We start from the raw sequence: 18,506 nt of genomic DNA on the forward strand, positions 1-18,506 counted from the left end.
TTCTGCGCCGGCCGTTCCGACACCGTTGTCCTCGGCCCTTCCAGGGCCGGCCGTCGCCGCGTTCGCGCTCCCCCCGAGGCACCGCAGAGACAACGGAGGACGCCGCGATGGCGGTCAGCAGCACCCCGGCCCGTCCCGGGACCCCGACGGCCACCGCCGTTCCCGCCACCCGTGCCCCCCGCCGCCCCCGTGGAGAGGGACAGTGGGCGCTCGGCCACCGCGAGCCGCTCAACCCCAACGAGCGGATCAAGAAGGACGACGACCCGCTGAACGTCCGGGCCCGGATCGAGAACATCTACGCCCACGGCGGGTTCGCCTCGATCGACCCACAGGACCTGCGGGGCCGATTCCGCTGGTGGGGCCTCTACACCCAGCGTAAGGCCGGCATCGACGGCGGGCGCACCGCCGTGCTGGAGCCGCACGAGCTGGAGGACGAGTTCTTCATGCTCCGGGTCCGGGTCGACGGCGGTCAGCTCTCGCTGGCCCAGCTCCGGGTGATCGCCGACATCTCCCGCGAGTTCGCCCGGGACACCGCCGACATCACCGACCGGCAGAACATCCAGTACCACTGGATCCGGGTCGAGGACATGCCGGAGATCTGGCGTCGGCTGGAGTCGGTGGGCCTGCAGACCACCGAGGCGTGCGGCGACTGCCCCCGGATCGTGCTGGGCAGCCCGGTCGCCGGGGTGGCCGAGGACGAGGTGCTCGACCCGACGCCCGCGCTCGACGAGATCGTCAGCCGGTACGTCGGCGACAAGGCGTACTCGAACCTGCCCCGGAAGTTCAAGACCACGATCTCGTGGCTGGTCGACACCCCGTACGAGGCGAACGACATCGCCTTCCTCGGGGTCGAGCACCCGGAGCACGGCCCCGGCTTCGACGTCTGGGTCGGCGGCGGCCTGTCCACCAACCCGATGCTGGCCAAGCGGCTCGGCGTCTGGGTGCCGCTGGCCGAGGTGCCTGACGTCTGGGCGGGCGTGGTCGGCATCTTCCGCGACTACGGCTACCGCCGGCTGCGTAACCGGGCCCGGTTGAAGTTCCTGGTCGCCGACTGGGGCGTGGAGAAGTTCCGCGAGGTGCTGGAGAAGGAGTACCTGGGGCGTACCCTGCTCGACGGCCCCGCCCCGCAGCTGCCCGACAAGCCGGTCGACCACATCGGCGTGCACCGCCAGCGTGACGGGCTCAACTACGTCGGGGCCGCCCCGGTGGTCGGGCGGGTCTCCGGCGGTCAGCTGGCCAAGCTCGCCGACGTGGTCGAGGCGCACGGCAGCGGCCGGGTGCGGCTCACGCCGTACCAGAAGCTGCTGGTGCTGGACGTGCCGCCGGCGCGGACGGAGTCCCTGGTCGACGAGCTGCGCGGGATCGGCCTGGAGGCCCGGCCGTCGGCCTGGCGGCGCGGCACCATGGCCTGCACCGGCATCGAGTTCTGCAAGCTGGCCATCGTCGAGACCAAGGCGCGCGGCGAGGAACTGGTGGCCCGGCTGGAGGAGCGGCTGCGCGACTTCGACGCGGACATCTCCATCCACATCAACGGCTGCCCGAACGCCTGCGCCCGCACCCAGGTCGCCGACATCGGCCTCAAGGGGCAGCTGGTGGTCGGTCCGGACGGCCGGCAGGTGGAGGGTTTCCAGGTGCACCTCGGCGGCGGGTTGGGGATGGCCCAGGGCCAGACCGCCGGGTTCGGCCGCAAGCTGCGCGGCCTGAAGACCACCGCCGACGAGCTTCCCGAGTACGTGGAACGACTGGCCCGCCGCTACCTGGCCGGCCGGACCGAGGGCGAGACGTTCGCCAACTGGGTGATCAGGGTCGACGAGGAGGAACTCCGATGAGTGAAACCCGATCCGTGCCGCTGCACTGCCCGTACTGCGGCGAGGAGGACCTGCGGCCGAACGAGGCCGGCCACGGCGTCTGGGAGTGCCACGCCTGCGCCCGGGTCTTCACCGTCAAGTTCAACGGCCTGCTGAGTCGGGCGGTGACCCGGTGACCGGGCTGCTCTCCGCCACCGGTCTGGGCCTGGTCGGTCCCGGTGGCCCGAGGACGACCGACCCGGCCCGGCGTGAGCCGGCCGAGCTGCGGGCACTTGCCGAGCGGGCCGGCCGCGAGCTGGAGGGTGCCCCGGCGTTGGAGATCGCCAGGTGGGCGGCCGACACCTTCGGCGACCGGTTCTGCGTGACCAGCTCGATGGCCGACGCGGTGCTGGCCCACCTGGTGTCCCGGGTCGCCCCCGGGGTGGACGTGATCTTCCTGGACACCGGCCTGCACTTCCCGGAGACGCTGCGGGTCCGCGACGAGGTGGCCCGCCGGCTGCCGGTGAACGTGCGCTCGATCCGACCCCGGCAGACCGTCGGCCAGCAGGATGGCGAGTACGGCCCCCGGCTGTTCAACCGCTCCCCGGACGACTGCTGCCAGCTGCGCAAGGTCGAGCCGCTGGAGCGCGCCCTGTCCGGGTACGACGCGTGGGCCGCCGGGCTGCGTCGGGACGAGTCGCCGACCCGGGCGAACACGCCTGTGGTGACGTTCGACCCGCGACGCGGCAAGGTGAAGGTGAACCCGATCGCCGCCTGGTCCCAGGCCGACGTGGACTCCTACATCTCCCGCTACGACATCCCGGTCAACGAGCTGCTCAGCCGGGGCTACGGCTCGGTCGGCTGCTGGCCGTGCACCCGTCGGACCAAGGCGGGGGAGGACCCCCGGGCCGGCCGCTGGGCCATGTTCGAGAAGACCGAGTGCGGCCTGCACGTCTGACCGGGCCGGAGCACGCCCCGACGCCCGGCGCGGCGTCACCCGGACCCGCCGCCGCTGCGCTGCGCCCGGCCGGTGCGGCCCCGGCGCGGTCGGGGCGGGCCGACGCGGGCGTGCCGGTGGTGCTGGTGGCGCACGGCAGCCGCGACCCCCGGGCGGCGGCGGCGACCCGGGCGCTGGCCCGTGCCGTCGGTGCCGCCCGTCCCGGTACGCCGGTGCTGCCCAGTTGGCTCGACCACACCGATCCGGGGCCGACGGAGGTGCTGCGGGGGCTGGCCGCCGACGGTCACCGCACGGCGGTCGTGGTGCCCCTGCTGCTCACCGCCGCGTACCACCGGCGGGTGGACGTTCCGGCGGCGGTGGCGGCGGCCCGGCAGGCCGCTCCCGGGCTGACGGTACGGGTCACCGACGTGCTCGGGCCGGCCGACGGGACGGTGGACGCGGGTCTGCTGGCCGGGCTGGGTAGCCGGCTGGCGCAGGCGCGGCCGGGGCCGGTGGACGCGTTGGTGCTGGCGGCGGCGGGCACCCGGGACGCGCGGGCGCGGGGGTCGGTGGGGCGGGTCGCCGCCGCTCTCTCCGCCGGATTCGGGGTGCCCTGCACGGTGGCGTACGCGTCGGCGGCCCCGCCGACGACCGACGTGGCGGTGACCCGGCTGCGGGCGGCCGGTGCGCCACAGGTGGCGGTGGTGGCGTACTTCCTCGCGCCGGGGTTGTTCCACGACGCGGTGGTGGCGGCGGCGCAGCGGGCCGGGGCGGTGGCGGTCAGCGCCCCGTTGAACGACTCCCCGGATCTGGTGGATCTGGTGCTGCGTCGGGTCGACACGTCGGGTGACGGGTGACCGGGGTCACTCACAGCTTAACTACCCTCAGTAATTGTCTCGCCACAATACATTGACGAATTCTGATCACGCGGAGTGCGGACAGCAGAACGCCCCGGCGGGCGGACCCGGCCGGGGCGAACAGCGTGTGTGATCGGTTTTTTTTCAGGCGGAGTGAGCGCGCAGCACCCGGAGACCGCCACGGCGCTTGACCGCGCGGCGCTCCTCTTCGCTCATCCCGCCCCAGACGCCGGCGTCCTGACCGGACTCCAGTGCCCACTGGAGGCACTGGTCGGTCACGGAGCAGCGCCGGCAGACGGCCTTGGCCTGCTCGACCTGCAGGACAGCAGGGCCGGACGTCCCGATCGGGAAGAACAGCTCCGGGTCCTCGTCGCGGCAGACGGCATTGTGACGCCAGTCCATGGCGGCAACACTCCTCATTCTGGATGGATGGCAGTTAACGCTGGTGCTTTTCTTATATCCGTCCGCGTTGCCGGTCGTCACGGTTCGCGTTCGACTATTCGGCAATGCGTGAGCAGACTCGTTTTTGGCGCCTGGTCCTGCTGGAACTGCTCAACCGGCCGAGCATATCCAGGCAATGTCCCGGTAACTCAAGTTCGCTTGTGAATACTTTCACGAACGAACGCGATGTCAAGGGGTGACGCTCGGAAAAACTCCGCTCGGTGAGCAAGCTCACGACCCTTTTGTCTGGTTTCCAGGCTTCCCTGCTACCCGGCGTACCACAGTCGAGGATCAATATAGTACAGTCCGCGTGACATTGCTGACATTTCCGGCACTCCTCCTCGGTGTGGCGGCCACCGCGCCGCGCGGTGTACCCGACCGCTCGACCTAGGGCGTTACCCGAGACCTAGCAGATTACTCTCAGTGCGCCGGAAACGGAGGAGAATCTGACTTTGTGTCGCTCGCCAAGGTAGTCCCCGTCCAGCTGGAAGGCCTGCGGGCGGGCCGAGACCAGCGTGAACTCCTCCAGATCGTGCAATCGGAGCACCTGCTTGCCACGCGGATCGGGGTCCCGGGACAGGAACTGGGTCACCGTCCGTGTCGTGCTGGCAACGCGGAGCTGACGCATCGCCAGCACGTCCAGCCCGAGATCGAACGACGCCTCCGGGTTCGGGTTGACCTCCCGGTCGCCGAGGTACGTCCACGGCGCGGTGTTCTGGATGATCACCGTGGCCAGCTCGCCCTCGGCCGGCTCGCCCGGCCGCTCCAGGCTGATCGCCGGATGCCGCCTGTCGGAGCCGAGGAAGTAGTGACTCAGGGTGGAACGGAAGTAGAGCGCGGGTGAGGAGACCCGCCCCCGCCGCCGGGCCTGCTCCACCCGGTGGATCACCGCCGCGTCCAACCCGAAGCCGGCGCAGAAGGTGAAGTAGCGGTCGTCGGCCCGGCCCAGCCCGATCGTGCGGGACCGGCCCAGCCGCAGCGCCTCCAGGATCATGCTGGTGCCGTCGGCCCACTCCCGGGGCAATCCGAGCGCGCGGGCGAAGACGTTCGTCGAGCCGCCCGGCACCGTGGCCAGCGCCGGCAGCCGCTCGGCCGGGGAGCCACCGGTGCGGATCGTCGGGGGATCGGCGGTCATCAGGCCGTTGACCACCTCGTTGACCGTGCCGTCGCCACCCAGGGTGACCACCAGGTCGACGCCCTCCTGGGCGGCCTCCCGGGCCAGGTCGGTGGCGTGACCCCGGCGTCGGGTGTACCGCACCGACAGGTCTACTTGGCTGCGCAACGCCCGGACCAGCACGTCCCGGCTGCGTTCGCTGGTGGTGGTGGCCTTCGGATTGACCACCAGGACGGCCCGCATGGCCGGCACTTTACGTGATGGGACGGGGGTATCGTGGCCCGCGTGACGATCGACTCCGCGCCGGTTCCCGACACCCTGCGCTGGGCGGTACGCCTGCTGCGGGGCGAGGCCGTCGCCCTGGCGCTGCTCGCCGGCTGGCTGGTCTGGGCCGACCTCACCGCCACCACGACCGACCTGGTCTCGGCACTCTTCGTGACCGGGTTCGCCATCGCGGGCGCGGTCGCGCTCTGGGCGTTGGGCGGGGCACTGGCCCGCCGCCGGGCCGGTGCCCGCGCCCCGGCGATGGTGCTGGAGCTGATGCTGCTGCCGGTCGGCTGGTTCATGATCTCCGGCGGGCTGGGCTGGCTCGGCGTGCCCCTGATGGCGCTCGGGGTGGGCGTCTGCGCGTTGCTGGTCAGCCCGCCGACCACCCGCGCGCTGGGCTTCGGCTGACCCACGCCCCGGCCGGGACGCGGTGACGCGCCCCGGTCAGTAGCCGGCGGAACGGCGGGTCAGCAGCGAGATGGTGGCCCGGCCCTGGGTCGACTCCGCCGCCGCCGCCGTGGTCAGCGCGGTGAGCACCTTCCAGGCGAACGAGGACTCCCCGGGCAGTGCCGCGCCGCGCACGGTCGGCACCGTCACCTCGACGGTCAGCGCGTCCTCGGTGACCGAGAACCGGCACTCCAACTCGGCGTCGCGGGTGGCGATGGCGAGCAGCATCGCGCACGCCTCGTCGACCGCGATGCGAAGGTCCTCGATCTCGTCGAGCGCGAACTGGAGACGGGCCGCGAGCCCCGCCGTCGCGGTGCGCAGCACGCCCAGGTAGCCGCCGTCGGCGGGCACGGTGAGGTGCACGACGTCGTCGTCGGTCGCTGGCTGGCCGGTCAGTTGAGTCACGCCTCATCCCCCCGGTCCGGGACTCTACCCGGCCCGGCGGACACCCGCGTGGCCGACGTCACCCCTTCGGCGGCGAGACCGTGCAGGGCCGCCCCGTCGAGCCGGTAGGGCACCCACTCGGTCATCGGCTGGGCCCCGATCGAGGCGTAGAACCGGGCGGCCGGATTCCAGTCGAGCATCCACCACTCCAGCCGCCGGTAGCCGCGTTCCACGCAGATCCCGGCGAGGGTGGCGAGCAGCGCCCGGCCGGTGCCGGTGCCCCGGTACGCGGGGCGGACGTACAGGTCCTCCAGGTAGATGCCGTGCACACCGGCCCAGGTGGAGAAGTTGAGGAACCACAGCGCGAAGCCGACCGGCTGGTCGTCGTCGTCCACCGCGACGTGCCCGAACAGCGCCGGGGCCGGCCCGAACAGGGCGGTGTCGAGCTGTGCCGGGGTCAGCCCGCACCGATCGGCGGCCTGCTCGTAGTCGGCCAACTCGTGCACCATGGCGACGACGGCCGGCACGTCTGCGGGACGCGCCGGCCGGATCGTCGGTGCCGTGACGGGCAGGCTCACGCCTGCTTGGTCTCCCAGAAGATCTTGGAGATCTCGTCGATCTTCTGGAGCAGCTCGTCGGCCTTGGCCGGGTCGGTCGCCCCCTTGGCGCCGGCCGCGCCGGCCGCCTTGGTGGCCTCGTTGAACAGCTGGTGCAGGTGCGGGTACTTCTCGAAGTGCGGCGGCTTGAAGTAGTCGGTCCAGAGCACCCACAGGTGGTGCTTGACCAGGTCGGCGCGCTGCTCCTTGATCAGGATCGCCCGGGTGCGGAACTCGGGGTCCGTGTTCGCCTGGTACTTCTCGCAGATCATTTTGACCGACTCGGCCTCGATCCGGGCCTGCGCCGGGTCGTACACGCCGCACGGCAGGTCACAGTGTGCGCTGGCGGTCACACGTGGCGAAAGGATGCGGGGAAGTCGCATCAGGTTCCTCCATGGGATGTTTGCGATGATCCGAGCCGACATTACTCCTGAGGACGTCCCCGGCAGGGGCGGAGGGGAAACCTTGTGACGGTCGGCGGCTCCGGTCCCATCCTTTGGTCGGGTGCCCCGTTCACCGCCGTCGGCGTGGCCGGGCCCTCGATGTCACCCACCCTGCGCCACGGCGACGCGCTGCTGGTCCGCCGGGGCGGCCGGCCGGTCCGCCCCGGCGACGTGGTGGTGGCGGTGTTCCGCAGCCGACCGGACCTGTTGGTGGTCAAGCGCGCCGTGCGCCCGCAGGACGGCGGGTGGTGGCTGCACGGCGACAACGCGCTGGTCACCGACGACTCCCGGACGTACGGGGTGGCCGACGTGCTGGGCCGGGTGGTGTTCCGCTACTGGCCCCGCCCCGGTCGGCTGGCCGCCGCACCGATATGACCCTCCTCACAACCCGGTACCGGTGGCCTGACTATGCTCGGGGGGTGCCCGGGTGACCCCCGTACCGCGTACCGCGTGTCGCCGCTCCGCCTCACCTCGCGCCCTCGCGCCGGCCGCTCCGTCTGCTCGACAGATCCTGGAGTCACCATGTCTGCGTCCACCGTGGATCCCGCTGATCCCGTCTTCCGACTGCACCTCGGCGGCAAGCTCGCCGTCGCCCCGACCGTCCCGCTGACCAGCCGCGAGGACCTCTCGCTGGCGTACACCCCGGGGGTGGCCCGGGTGTGCGAGGCGATCGCCGCCGACCCCGCCCTGGTCGACGACTACACCTGGGTGTCGCACACCGTCGCCGTCGTCACCGACGGCTCCGCCGTGCTCGGCCTCGGCAACATCGGCCCGCGCGCGGCGCTGCCGGTGATGGAGGGCAAGGCCGTGCTGTTCAAGCAGTTCGCCGGCGTCGACGCGGTGCCGGTCTGTCTGGACACCCAGGACGTCGACGAGATCGTGGCGACGGTCCGGGCCCTCGCCCCCTCGTTCGGCGGGATCAACCTGGAGGACATCAGCGCCCCACGCTGCTTCGAGGTGGAGCGGCGGCTCGACGAGGCGCTGCCCATCCCGGTCTTCCACGACGACCAGCACGGCACCGCGATCGTGGTGCTGGCCGCGCTGCGCAACGCGGCCGGCCTGCTGAACCGCAAGCTCGGCGACCTGCGGGTGACGGTCAGCGGGGCCGGCGCGGCCGGGGTCGCGGTCACCCACATGCTCGTCGCCGGGGGAGTGGACCCCGAACAGGTGGTGGTCTGCGACTCCCGGGGCGTCATCGGCCGGCACCGCGATGACCTGACCGGGACCAAGGCACACCTCGCGGAGACCACCAACGCGCAGGGGCGGCGCGGTGACGTCACCGAGGCGTTGCGTGGCGCGGACGTGCTGATCGGCGTCTCCGGCGGGCGGATCCCCGAGGCGGCGGTCGCCGGAATGGCCCCGGGCGGCATCGTGTTCGCGCTGGCCAACCCCACCCCCGAGGTGGACCCGGAGGTCGCCGCCCGGCACGTGGCGGTGGTGGCCACCGGGCGCAGCGACTACCCCAACCAGATCAACAACGTGCTCGCCTTCCCCGGGGTGTTCCGGGGCGCGCTGGACGCCCGGGCCACCCGGATCACCGACGGGATGAAGGTGGCCGCCGCCGACGCGATCGCCGGGGTGGTCGCCGGGTCGCTCAGCCCGGACGCCATCGTGCCGTCCCCGCTCGACCCCCGGGTCGCCCCGGCGGTGGCCGAGGCGGTGGCCCAGGCGGCCCGGCACGACGGCGTCGCCCGCGCCTGAGCGGGTGGGAAGGGTCCGGGTCGGCCGGCCCGGACCCTTCTTGAACGATCGTTCCGCTGTTACGGTGCGGATCATGCGTGCCGCCTATGCCTCCCGGTTCGACGCCGACAATCCGCTCGCCGCGCTCGCCGTCGGCGACCGTCCCGAGCCCGCCCACCTCGACGACGACTGGGTGACGGTGCAGGTGCGGGCCAGCTCGCTCAACCACCACGACCTGTGGTCGCTGCGCGGGGTGGGGCTCGCCGACGGGCAACTGCCGATGATTCTCGGCTGCGACGCGGCCGGCACCGACCCGGACGGCAACGAGGTGGTCATCTACCCGGTGCTGCCCACCCCCGGCGACCCGCGCGGCGTCTCCATCCTCTCCGAGCACTACCAGGGCACCCTGGCCGAGCGGGTGGCCGTACCCCGGATGAACCTGCTGCCGCTGCCGACCGGCCTGTCGGCGACCGACGCGGCCTGCCTGCCGACCGCCTGGCTCACCGCCTGGCGGATGCTCACCACCCGGGGCCGGATCGCCGACGGCGAGGCGGTGCTGGTGCAGGGGGCCGGCGGCGGGGTCGCCACCGCCGCCGTCGCGCTCGGCCTGGCACTGGGCAAGCGGGTGTACGCCACCAGCCGCGACGCCGCCAAGCGGGACCGCATCGCCGCGCTGGGGGCGACCGCGCTGGAACCCGGTGCCCGGCTGCCGGAGCGGGTCGACGTGGTGATCGAGACGGTGGGCGCGGCCACCTTCGACCACTCGTTGAAGTCGGCCGCCCCGATGGCCCGGATCGTGGTCGCCGGCGCGACCTCGGGTCACCTGCCGCCGGTCAACCTGCGCCGGGTCTTCGCCATGCAGCTGGAGATCCTCGGCACCTCGATGGGCACCCCGGACGAGCTGACCGAGCTGCTCGCGTTCTGCGCCGAGCACGAGGTGCGCCCGGTGGTGGACAGCGTGGTCCCGTTCAGCCGGGTGGCCGACGCCTTCGCCCGGCTGCACTCCGGCGAGGTCTTCGGCAAGGTCGTGGTCGACCACACCGCCTGACCCGTGGCTCAGAGGCGGTCGTCGAGGGTGGCGATGTCGCCCCGGGTGGCCGAGGCGGGCAGCCGGTCCCGGGCCGCCGCGTCGCCGTAGAGCGTCCAGCGGAGGAACTCGATGGTGGTGTCGGCGACCACCCCCAGGGCGGTGTCGTCACCGAGCAGGACCCGGCCGTGGTCGCCCCGGGTCAGGCTGAGCATCGCCTTGGGCCACGGCACCGCGTCGTAGACGGCCTTGCCGGCGGCGTAGTCGACCACCTCGTCGGCCCGGCCGTGCACGAAGAGCTGCGGGGCGGCGGTCCCCGCGAAGGCGGTGCCCACGCCCAGCCCGGTCCCGGCGAGGACCACCCCGGCGCGCAGCCGCTCGTCCCGGCCGGTGGTGAACAGGCCGATGGTGGTCACCCCGCCGGCCGAGTGCCCGGCCGCGGCCACCCGGTCGGTGGCCAGCCGGCCGCGCAGCGGATCACCCGCCTTCGCGTCCAGCGCCAGCACCTTGTCCAGCACGTACGACACGTCGGCGGGCTGGTTGAGCACGTCCAGGACGCTGCCGTCGGTGCCCTTGCCGGTGTGCGGGAACATCGGCGCGGCCACCACGAAACCGGCCGCCGCCCAGCGGGTGGTCAGCGCCCGGTAGTCCGTCGGCCGCCCGTCGAGGCCGTGGCTGAACGCCACCACCGGGAAGCGTCCGGCCGCCACGGTGGCGTCGCGCTGCGCCGCCCCACCGGAGCTGCCCCGGGCCGGGTACCACAGGGTCACCGGCAGCGGGCGGTCGCCGCCCCGGTTCAGCGCGAGCTGCCGTACGCCTACCGCGAACGCCTGCGTCGGCGCGGTCCCGGCGGGCACGCGCGGTGCCGGCGTGGCGGCCCCCGGCGTGCTCGCCTGCGGCGTCGGTGCCGGGGCGGCGGGGCGCTCGGGCGCAGCCGCCGAGCAGCCGACGAGGCCGGCGGTGAGCAGGGCGACGGTCAGCAGGGCCGGGACACGACGACGGAACATGAGAACGATTGTGCCCGCCTGTCGCGGTGGCCCGGGCGGCTACGGCCCGGCGGCGGCCAACCGGTCGTCGAGGGTGGTGACCCCGGGGCGGGTGGCGTCGGCACGCAGCCGGCGGCCGGCCTCCCGGTCGTCGTAGAGGGTCCAGCGGAGGAAGTCGGTGACGGTGGCGAACACCTGGTCGAAGCCCGGCCGGCCCGGGGTGAGGTATTCGCCGTGCCCCTGGCCGAGCACGCTGAGGAACGCCTTCGGACCGGACGCCCGCCGGTAGCCGGCCCGGCCGACGGTCAGCGGCACCACCGGGTCGGCGGTGCCGTGCACGAACAGCAGCGGGGCGGCCGGTCCGGCGAACGCGCCGGCCAACCCGCCTCCGGCGATGATCACGCCGGAGCGCAGCCGGGCCGGGTGCCCGGAGGTGAACATGCCGGCGGTGGTGAAACCGCCCGCCGAGTGCCCGGTCGCGGCGAACCGGCCGACGTCCAGGTGCCCGGCGAGCGGGTCACCGGCGCGGGCGTCCAGGCGGACCAGGTGCCTGATCACCCGCCAGCCGTCGGCGGGCTGGTTGCGGACGTCGGCGCGGCTGAACCGGGCCGCCCGCCGGTTGGTGTGCGGGTAGGTCGGCGCGGCCACCACGAAACCGGCGGCGGCCCACCGGACGGCCAGCGCGGCGTGCAGCTCGGGAAGGCTGAACAGGCCGTGGCTGTGCAGCACCACCGGGAACCGGCCCGGGGCGACCCGGCCCCGCTCGGTCGGGTACCAGATCGTCACCGGCAGCGGGCGCGGCCCGGTCGGGTCGACGGTGAGCGTGCGCACCGCGACCGGCAGGGCCTGCGCCGGGGCGGGCCGGGCCGGCGTCGGTGGCGGTGCGTCGGTGGCGGCGGTGGCCGGGGCACAACCGGCGAGCAGCGCGGCCAGCACCACGGCGCACAGCCACCTCACCCCCATGAGTGCACGGTAGGTGGTCGGCGGCCCGGTCCGACCCGGCCGTCCGGACGACGCCGGCCGCCACCCCGGTCGGTGCGCCCTCCACCGCTCAGCGGGCGTCGGCCAGCACGGCGCGGGTCTGCCTGGCGATCTCCCGTTCCTCGTCGGTGCCGACCACGCAGACGCTGACCGCCGCGCCGGCCGGGGAGATCACCCGGTCACCGGTGCCGGCGTTGCGCTCCGGGTCGACGGCGATGCCGAGCCGGTCCAGCCCGGCCAGGGCGGCGGCCCGCACCTCGGAGGAGTGCTCGCCCACCCCGGCGGTGAAGGTGATCGCATCCGCCCCGCCGAGCAGCGCGTGGTACGCCCCGACGTAGCCGGTGATCCGCCGGCAGTAGACGTCGAAGGCGAGCACGGCGGCGGGATCCCCGGCGGCCCGGCGGGACTGCACCTCCCGCATGTCGTTGGCCCCGGTCAGCCCGAGCAGGCCGCTGCGGTGGTTGAGCAGGTCGTCGATCTCGTCGACGCCCATCCCACCCTCGCGGCGCAGGTGGAAGATCACCGTCGGGTCGAGGTCCCCGCTGCGGGTGCCCATCACCAGCCCCTCCAGCGGCGACATCCCCATCGAGGTGGCGACGCTGCGTCCGCCGTCCACCGCGCAGGCGCTCGCCCCGTTGCCCAGGTGCAGGCTGATCGTGCGCAGCCGGTCGTACGGCCGGTCGAGCAGCTCGGCGGTGCGCCGCGACACGTACGCGTGCGAGGTGCCGTGGAAGCCGTACCGGCGGATGTCGTGCCGGCGGGCGGTGTCCAGGTCGATGGCGTACGTGGCGGCGGACTCGGGCAGGGTGTGGTGGAACGCGGTGTCGAAGACCGCCGTCTGGGCGACGTCCGGCAGCAGTTCCCGGGTGACCGCGATGCCGGCCAGGTTGGCCGGGTTGTGCAGCGGTGCCAGCGGCACCAGCTCCCCGATCGCGGCGACGACCGCGTCGTCGATCCGCACCGGCGCGCTGAACCGTCGGCCGCCGTGCACCACCCGGTGCCCCACCGCGGTCAGCCCGGTCAGGTCGAGCCGGCCGAGGACGTCCCGGACGGCGGTGGCGTGGTCGGCCGGACCGCCGCCCGGCTCGCCGACCCGCTCCACGGTGCCGGAGTCGACGGTCGACTCCCCGGCGTAGAGCCGGTACTTCACCGACGACGACCCGCAGTTGAGCACCAGCACCCGGTCGGTCACGACCCCTCCTCCGACGATCCGGCCGCCTGGATGGCGGTGATCGCCACCGTGTTGACGATGTCGGCGACCTTCGCGCCCCGGGACAGGTCGTTGACCGGCCGGCGCAGGCCCTGCATGACCGGGCCGACGGCCACCGCCCCCGCCGACCGCTGCACCGCCTTGTACGTGTTGTTGCCGGTGTTGAGGTCCGGGAAGATGAACACGGTGGCCCGGCCGGCGACCGTGCTGCTCGGCAGCTTCGTCGCCGCGACCTGCGGGTCGATCGCCGCGTCGTACTGGATGGGCCCCTCGACCAGCAGGTCGGGCCGGCGCTCGCGGACGAGCCTGGTGGCGGCGGCGACCTTCTCCACGTCGGCGCCCGCGCCGGAGTCCCCGGTCGAGTAGGACAGCATCGCCACCCGGGGTTCGATGCCGAACCGGGCCGCCGTGTCGGCCGAGGAGATGGCGATGTCGGCGAGCTGGGCGGCGTCCGGGTCGGGGTTGACCGCGCAGTCGCCGTAGACCAGCACCCGGTCGGCGAGCAGCATGAAGAACACGCTCGACGCCACCGAGACGCCCGGCACGGTACGGATGATCTCGAAGGCGGGGCGGATGGTGGCGGCCGTGGTGTGGGTGGCCCCGGAGACCATCCCGTCGGCGTGTCCGGTGGCCACCATCATGGTGCCGAAGTAGTTGGGTTGGGCCACGATGTCGTGCGCCAGCTCGACGGTGACGCCCCGGTGGGCGCGCAGCTTCGCGTACCGGGTGGCGAACTCGTCCCGCCAGGCGCTGCCGGCCGGGTCGACCACCTCCGCGCCGCCCAGGTCGATGCCCAGCTCGCGGGTGCGGCGGGCCACCTCGTCGGGGCGGCCGAGCAGGGTCAGTTCGGCCACCCCCCGGCGGAGCAGGATCTCGGTGGCCCGCAGGATGCGCTCGTCGGTGCCCTCGGGCAGCACCAGCCGGCGGCGGTCGGCGCGGGCCCGGTCGATCAGGTCGTACTCGAACATCAGCGGGGTGACCCGCTCGGAGCGGCTGACCCGCAGCCGGCGGGCCAGGTCGACGGTGTCGACGTGGCCCTCGAACGCGCCGAGCGCGGCCTCCACCTTGCGCGGGTTGGCCGGGCCGGGCCGGCCCTCGATGTGGCTGGACGCCTCGACCGTGTCGTAGCTGTCGCTGGTCACCGAGAGCACGGCGAAGCCGGTGTTGAGCCGTTCGACCAGGCGCATCGCCCGGGGGTCGGGCTGTTCGCCGAGGGTGAGCACCACCCCGGCGAGCGAGACCTGCCCGGCGACGTGCGCGGTGGCCGCCGCGACCAGCAGGTCGGCCCGGTCACCCGGGGTGATCACCAGGGCCCCCTCGGTGAGGTGGTCGAGCAGGGTCGGCACGTGCGCCGCGCCGACCACGTAGTCGAGCACGTCCCGGCCGAGGGCGGCGTCGTCGCCGGCCAACAGGGTGGCGTCGAGCGCCGCCGCCACCTCGGCCACCGTCGGCGCGGACACGCTCGGCACCTCCGGGATGGCGTACGCGGGGACCGGCAGCTCGGGCAGGGTCAGCGCCCCGGTCACCCGGTTGGCGATCACCGCCAGCACCGTCGCGCCCAGGTCGGCCAGATCGTGGTACGCCCCCCGCGCCGCCGCCGTGACCGCCTCCGGCTGCTGCCCGAAGCCGTCCACCACGGGCACCACCACGCTGCCGAACTCGGTGGCCAACCGGGCGTTGAACGCCAGTTCGCGGGGCCCGGCGGTGTCCCCGCCGTCGGCGAAGTCGCTGCCCACCACGATCACCGCCGGGCAGCGCCGTTCCACCGCCCGGTAGCGCTCGACGATCCGGGAGATCAGCTCCTCGCGCCGGCCGTCGGCGACCAGGGCCGCGGCCTCGGCGTACGTCGCGCCGGTCAGGTCGGCCCCGGGCAGGTCGATCCGGTAGCGGTCGTGCAGCAGGGCGAGGATCGGGTCGGGGCCGGCGTCGGAGACCAGCGGCCGGAACACGCCGATCCGTTCGACCTGCCGGGAGAGGAGTTCCGCGAGGCCGAGGGCGATGGTCGACTTACCCCCGCCGGACCCCACGCTGGTCAGGTAGACGCTGCGGGCCACGGCACCACCCTAGGAGATCACGTCGCGTCCCGCCCGGGACCTTCGCCCTGAACCGTCGCCGGCAGGTGCCCGCCGGTGCGACCCGAGTCTCATTCGTGGGACGAGCTGGAAGCTGAGTGATCCTCGTGCCTAAACTCGCATCCCATGACTGGCGACCGCCTGAGCAGGAGAAATGCGCCTCCCGAGGGATCGAAGACCGTGGGCGCGCTCGGTGTTCGGTCGGCTGCCGATCCACATTGTATCGATGGCGTGACGGTAGTCGATGGGCCGACCGTGGTGCTCGACCGCACCGCCGGCCCGACCGACGACCCCACCGCGTTGATCGCCGCCGTGCCCCCGCCCGTCCCCGTCTTCGTCGACCCCAGCGGCCGACGCCACTCCCGGCTGCGCTGGCTCGCGTACGCCCTGGGGGCGGTGGTCCTGATCTACTCCGGGCTGGTCGGGGTCAGCTTCGCCGGCGGCATCGCCCCGCACTCGGTGCTCCCCTTCGTCGACGAGGTCGCGCAGCCCGAGCGGTCCGCGCCGCCGACCCGGACGGCCACCACCACCCCGGCCGCCCCCACCCCGACCACGGGCGTCGTGGCACCGACCGTCGCCCCCCGGTCACCCCGGGGGAGCGGGCCGGCCGTCGCCCCGGTCACCCCGTCCGCCACCGGCGGCAGCGCCAGCCCCTCGCCGTCGCCGAGCGCCAGCCGGTCGCCGAGCCGCAGCCCGGCCACCGCCACGGCGTCGCCCCGGCCGACCCGGTCGACGCCGCCGGCCACGACGCCGAACCCGCCGACGCCCACCGACGAGCCGCCCGTCCTGCCCGATCCGCTCCCCGGCGACGCCGAGGGCGTCCGCGTCGATGGTTGAGCCGGCCGGCCCGACCACCCGCCGGCGTGTCCCCGGGCCGACCCGTCGCCGCGCACCCGGCCCGACCCGGCGGCGTCGGCCGGTGCCGCAGCCGAGCGGAATCCTGCTGGGCACGGTGCTCGCGCTGCTGGCCGGTGTGCTGCTGGTCGGCGCGTACGCCAACGCCTCCTTCGCCCCGGACCGCCGGGACAGCGTCGCCGGGCAGCGGGAGGTGCCCACCTCGGTGGTGACCGGCGGACCGATCATCAGCGCCAGCAGCGAGCTGGTCCGCTCCTACCGGCTGCCACCGCGCACCATCGCGCTGACCTTCGACGACGGCCCGGACCCGGTCTGGACCCGCGAGGTGCTCAAGGTCCTGGACGCCCACCAGGTCAAGGGCACGTTCTTCGTGCTCGGCTCGCAGGTCGCCCGGCACCCCGAGGTGGCCCGCGAGCTGACCGCCGGTGGACACCAGCTCGGCGTGCACACCTTCACCCACCCCGACCTCGCCGAGCTGCCGTCGTGGCGGCAACGCCTGGAGTACGCCCAGACCCAGCTCGCCGTGGCCGGTGCCACCGGGATGCGGACCTCGCTGGTGCGCTTCCCGTACTCGTCGCACCCGGGCGCGATCGACAACCGGGACTGGCCGGTGGTCACCGCCGCCGGTGACCTGGGCTACCTGACCTTCCTCAACGACACCGACAGCCAGGACTGGTCGCTGCCCGGAGTGGACCGGATCGTCGAGAACGCCGCCCCCGACGGGGACACCGGTGCGGTCACCCTCTGGCACGACGCCGGCGGTGACCGGTCACAGACCGTCGCGGCCCTTGACCGGTTCATCCCGATGATGAAGGAACGGGGGTACCGGTTCGTCACCGCGACCGAGGGCCTGAACCTCGCCTTCGCCGCCGCCGGGGTCGACCACCGGATGGACGCCGACACCCCCGCCGGCACCGGGGAACGGTGGCGCGGCCGGATGCTGATCTGGGCGGTCCAGGGCGCCGACAGCACGCTCACCGTGTTCGGTGTGCTCTTCGTCGTCGTCGGCGTGCTCACCGTGGGTCGTACCCTGGTGTTGTTCGTGCTGGCCGGGCGGCACGCCCGACGGCGGCGGGCCAGGGACTGGAGTTGGGGCCCGCCGGTCACCGACCCGGTCTCGGTGATCGTCCCGGCGTACAACGAGAAGGAGGGGATCGCCGCGGCGGTCCGCTCGCTGGCCGGCGGCGACCATCCCGGCGGGATCGAGGTGATCGTCGTCGACGACGGCTCCACCGACGGCACCGCCGACATCGTCGACGCGCTCGGCCTGCCCAACGTGCGGGTGGTGCGCAAACCCAACGGCGGCAAGCCCAGCGCCCTGAACACCGGCCTGGCGCTGGCCCGGCACGACCTGATCGTGATGGTCGACGGGGACACCGTCTTCGAGCCCGACGCCGTCCGCCGGCTGGTGCAGCCTTTCGCCGACCCGCGGGTCGGCGCGGTGGCCGGCAACGTCAAGGTCGGCAACCGGCGCAGCCTGATCGCCAAGTGGCAGCACATCGAGTACGTCATCGGGTTCAACCTCGACCGGCGGCTCTACGAGACGCTGCGCTGCATGTCCACCGTGCCGGGCGCGATCGGCGGGTTCCGGCGGGAGGCGCTGCGCTACGCCGGGGGGATGACCGACGACACCCTGGCCGAGGACACCGACATCACCATCGCCCTGGGCCGGGCCGGCTGGAAGGTGGTCTACGAGGAGACCGCCCGCGCCTGGACGGAGGCCCCGGCGACCATGGGACAGCTCTGGAAACAGCGCTACCGGTGGAGCTACGGCACCATGCAGGCGATGTGGAAGCACCGGCGCTCGGTGCTCGACCGGGGCGCGTCCGGCCGGTTCACCAGGCGCTGCCTGTTCTTCCTCAGCCTCTTCGGGGTGCTGCTGCCGCTGCTCGCACCGGTGATCGACCTGCTGGCCCTGTACGGCCTGTTCTTCCTCGACCGCCGGGCCACGGCGGTCGCCTGGCTGGTCATGCTCGGCGTACAGACCCTCACCGCCGTGGTGGCGTTCCGGCTGGACCGGGAGAAGCTCGGCGTGCTGTGGGTGCTGCCCCTGCAACAGTTCGTCTACCGGCAGTTGATGTACCTGGTGATGGTGCAGGCGGTGGTCACCGCGTTGACCGGCGGCCGACTGGGCTGGCAGAAGCTGCGGCGTACCGGCCTGGAACCGGCGGTGCGCAACCGCTGACCGCCCCCGGGGTGCGGGACGGCCGTGCGGGTACGCGTCCACCGCCCCCGATCAGTCCTCGTCGAGGTCGTCGAGGCGGGCCAGCCAGGTGGCGAACCGCTCGACGGGCGTCTCGAACTCGGGGTTGAGGTCGACGAAGTCGCGCAGCCGCTCGCCCAGCCACTCCAGGGTGACCTGCTCGTCGCCGCGCCGCTGTACCAGTTCCTCGATGCCACGATCGGTGAAGTACACCGGGTT

General features: G+C 73.5%; 20 protein-coding genes. 10 read left to right on the forward strand and 10 right to left on the reverse strand.

Translation table 11 applies throughout. The features are described from left to right. Nucleotides 1-107: 107 nt before the first annotated feature. Genes JQN84_RS09255 through JQN84_RS09270 form a run of 4 tightly spaced genes read left to right on the forward strand, consistent with a single transcriptional unit; the run spans nt 108 to nt 3,581 of the window. Nucleotides 108-1,829 (forward strand): nitrite/sulfite reductase, encoded by a 1,722-nt coding sequence (locus JQN84_RS09255; protein ID WP_204957924.1) that lies wholly within the window; start codon nt 108-110, stop codon nt 1,827-1,829. Then, nucleotides 1,826-1,984, forward strand: a complete 159-nt coding sequence (locus JQN84_RS09260) for an IS1 family transposase (protein WP_204957925.1) — start codon at nt 1,826-1,828, stop codon at nt 1,982-1,984. Before JQN84_RS09255 ends, JQN84_RS09260 begins: the two co-directional genes overlap by 4 nt. Next, nucleotides 1,981-2,745, forward strand: coding sequence for a phosphoadenylyl-sulfate reductase (locus JQN84_RS09265; RefSeq protein ID WP_204957926.1), 765 nt, complete (start codon nt 1,981-1,983; stop codon nt 2,743-2,745). The genes JQN84_RS09260 and JQN84_RS09265 overlap by 4 nt, the downstream gene beginning before the upstream one ends. 59 nt (nt 2,746-2,804) lie before the next feature. Next, nucleotides 2,805-3,581: a sirohydrochlorin chelatase gene (locus JQN84_RS09270; protein ID WP_239485182.1), complete on the forward strand. Its 777-nt coding sequence runs from the start codon at nt 2,805-2,807 to the stop codon at nt 3,579-3,581. 144 nt (nt 3,582-3,725) lie between these two features. Here the strand turns inward: JQN84_RS09270 and JQN84_RS09275 are convergent, their stop codons facing one another. Both JQN84_RS09275 and JQN84_RS09280 read right to left on the reverse strand, forming a co-directional pair. Further along, nucleotides 3,726-3,983 carry a WhiB family transcriptional regulator gene (locus JQN84_RS09275; RefSeq protein ID WP_067311984.1) on the reverse strand — a complete coding sequence of 86 codons (258 nt, stop codon included), beginning with the start codon at nt 3,981-3,983 and terminating at the stop codon, nt 3,726-3,728. Between the two features lie 445 nt (nt 3,984-4,428). After that, complete coding sequence (locus JQN84_RS09280) at nt 4,429-5,379, reverse strand: diacylglycerol/lipid kinase family protein (protein ID WP_204957927.1); 951 nt, start codon at nt 5,377-5,379, stop codon at nt 4,429-4,431. Between the two features lie 42 nt (nt 5,380-5,421). Between JQN84_RS09280 and JQN84_RS09285 the strand changes: the two genes are divergently transcribed. Then, complete coding sequence (locus JQN84_RS09285) at nt 5,422-5,811, forward strand: hypothetical protein (RefSeq protein ID WP_204957928.1); 390 nt, start codon at nt 5,422-5,424, stop codon at nt 5,809-5,811. Nucleotides 5,812-5,847: 36 nt separating this feature from the next. Here JQN84_RS09285 and JQN84_RS09290 read toward each other — a convergent pair whose 3' ends face one another. The 3 genes from JQN84_RS09290 to sodN form a co-directional block, all read right to left on the reverse strand. Beyond that, nucleotides 5,848-6,255, reverse strand: a complete 408-nt coding sequence (locus tag JQN84_RS09290; protein ID WP_145921526.1) for an ATP-binding protein — start codon at nt 6,253-6,255, stop codon at nt 5,848-5,850. Next, entirely contained in the window at nt 6,252-6,743 is a 492-nt protein-coding gene (locus JQN84_RS09295; protein ID WP_204958209.1) for a GNAT family N-acetyltransferase, read from the reverse strand. The genes JQN84_RS09290 and JQN84_RS09295 overlap by 4 nt, the downstream gene beginning before the upstream one ends. A gap of 65 nt (nt 6,744-6,808) precedes the next feature. After that, nucleotides 6,809-7,213 carry a superoxide dismutase, Ni gene (gene sodN / locus JQN84_RS09300; protein ID WP_088645999.1) on the reverse strand — a complete coding sequence of 135 codons (405 nt, stop codon included), beginning with the start codon at nt 7,211-7,213 and terminating at the stop codon, nt 6,809-6,811. Between the two features lie 84 nt (nt 7,214-7,297). On the opposite strand from sodN, the gene JQN84_RS09305 reads away from it, so the two are divergent. The 3 genes from JQN84_RS09305 to JQN84_RS09315 all read left to right on the forward strand — a co-directional run bounded on the left by JQN84_RS09305 (nt 7,298) and on the right by JQN84_RS09315 (nt 10,001). Next, nucleotides 7,298-7,648, forward strand: a complete 351-nt coding sequence (locus JQN84_RS09305) for a S24/S26 family peptidase (protein WP_372445956.1) — start codon at nt 7,298-7,300, stop codon at nt 7,646-7,648. 147 nt (nt 7,649-7,795) lie between these two features. Next, nucleotides 7,796-8,974, forward strand: coding sequence for an NAD(P)-dependent malic enzyme (locus JQN84_RS09310; protein ID WP_204957929.1), 1,179 nt, complete (start codon nt 7,796-7,798; stop codon nt 8,972-8,974). A 64-nt stretch (nt 8,975-9,038) separates the two neighbouring features. Continuing rightward, nucleotides 9,039-10,001: a zinc-binding dehydrogenase gene (locus JQN84_RS09315; RefSeq protein ID WP_204957930.1), complete on the forward strand. Its 963-nt coding sequence runs from the start codon at nt 9,039-9,041 to the stop codon at nt 9,999-10,001. A gap of 8 nt (nt 10,002-10,009) precedes the next feature. On the opposite strand, the gene JQN84_RS09320 is transcribed toward JQN84_RS09315, so the two are convergent. The 4 genes from JQN84_RS09320 to pta form a co-directional block, all read right to left on the reverse strand. Then, nucleotides 10,010-10,987, reverse strand: coding sequence for an alpha/beta hydrolase family protein (locus JQN84_RS09320; RefSeq protein ID WP_204957931.1), 978 nt, complete (start codon nt 10,985-10,987; stop codon nt 10,010-10,012). 39 nt (nt 10,988-11,026) lie between these two features. After that, nucleotides 11,027-11,929, reverse strand: coding sequence for an alpha/beta hydrolase family protein (locus tag JQN84_RS09325; protein WP_204957932.1), 903 nt, complete (start codon nt 11,927-11,929; stop codon nt 11,027-11,029). Nucleotides 11,930-12,017: 88 nt separating this feature from the next. Then, complete coding sequence (locus JQN84_RS09330) at nt 12,018-13,139, reverse strand: acetate/propionate family kinase (protein ID WP_204957933.1); 1,122 nt, start codon at nt 13,137-13,139, stop codon at nt 12,018-12,020. Next, nucleotides 13,136-15,211, reverse strand: coding sequence for a phosphate acetyltransferase (gene pta / locus JQN84_RS09335; RefSeq protein ID WP_204957934.1), 2,076 nt, complete (start codon nt 15,209-15,211; stop codon nt 13,136-13,138). Before pta ends, JQN84_RS09330 begins: the two co-directional genes overlap by 4 nt. 249 nt (nt 15,212-15,460) lie before the next feature. Here pta and JQN84_RS09340 point away from each other — a divergent pair, with 249 nt between their 5' ends. Continuing rightward, on the forward strand, nt 15,461-16,066 hold the full coding sequence (locus JQN84_RS09340) for a hypothetical protein (RefSeq protein WP_204957935.1): 606 nt from the start codon (nt 15,461-15,463) through the stop codon (nt 16,064-16,066). Nucleotides 16,067-16,148: 82 nt separating this feature from the next. Beyond that, nucleotides 16,149-18,269, forward strand: a complete 2,121-nt coding sequence (locus JQN84_RS09345; RefSeq protein WP_281894252.1) for a bifunctional polysaccharide deacetylase/glycosyltransferase family 2 protein — start codon at nt 16,149-16,151, stop codon at nt 18,267-18,269. Nucleotides 18,270-18,320: 51 nt separating this feature from the next. Here JQN84_RS09345 and JQN84_RS09350 read toward each other — a convergent pair whose 3' ends face one another. Then, the gene (locus JQN84_RS09350; protein ID WP_088645992.1) at nt 18,321-18,500 is read right to left on the reverse strand and encodes a DUF6104 family protein; all 180 of its coding nucleotides are present in this window, start codon (nt 18,498-18,500) and stop codon (nt 18,321-18,323) included. Nucleotides 18,501-18,506 lie beyond the last annotated feature (6 nt).

The sequence above is a fragment of the Micromonospora humidisoli genome, from assembly GCF_016900955.1.
Taxonomy (GTDB): domain Bacteria; phylum Actinomycetota; class Actinomycetes; order Mycobacteriales; family Micromonosporaceae; genus Micromonospora; species Micromonospora wenchangensis.

Bases quoted from the DNA above. Each gene is read 5' to 3' on its own strand.
- JQN84_RS09280 (WP_204957927.1), bottom strand. From the start codon at position 5,379: ATGCGGGCCGTCCTGGTGGTCAATCCGAAGGCCACCACCACCAGCGAA.
- JQN84_RS09255 (WP_204957924.1), top strand. From the start codon at position 108: ATGGCGGTCAGCAGCACCCCGGCCCGTCCCGGGACCCCGACGGCCACC.
- JQN84_RS09260 (WP_204957925.1), top strand. From the start codon at position 1,826: ATGAGTGAAACCCGATCCGTGCCGCTGCACTGCCCGTACTGCGGCGAG.
- JQN84_RS09320 (WP_204957931.1), bottom strand. From the start codon at position 10,987: ATGTTCCGTCGTCGTGTCCCGGCCCTGCTGACCGTCGCCCTGCTCACC.
- JQN84_RS09310 (WP_204957929.1), top strand. From the start codon at position 7,796: ATGTCTGCGTCCACCGTGGATCCCGCTGATCCCGTCTTCCGACTGCAC.
- sodN (WP_088645999.1), bottom strand. From the start codon at position 7,213: ATGCGACTTCCCCGCATCCTTTCGCCACGTGTGACCGCCAGCGCACAC.
- JQN84_RS09295 (WP_204958209.1), bottom strand. From the start codon at position 6,743: ATGGTGCACGAGTTGGCCGACTACGAGCAGGCCGCCGATCGGTGCGGG.
- JQN84_RS09275 (WP_067311984.1), bottom strand. From the start codon at position 3,983: ATGGACTGGCGTCACAATGCCGTCTGCCGCGACGAGGACCCGGAGCTG.
- JQN84_RS09325 (WP_204957932.1), bottom strand. From the start codon at position 11,929: ATGGGGGTGAGGTGGCTGTGCGCCGTGGTGCTGGCCGCGCTGCTCGCC.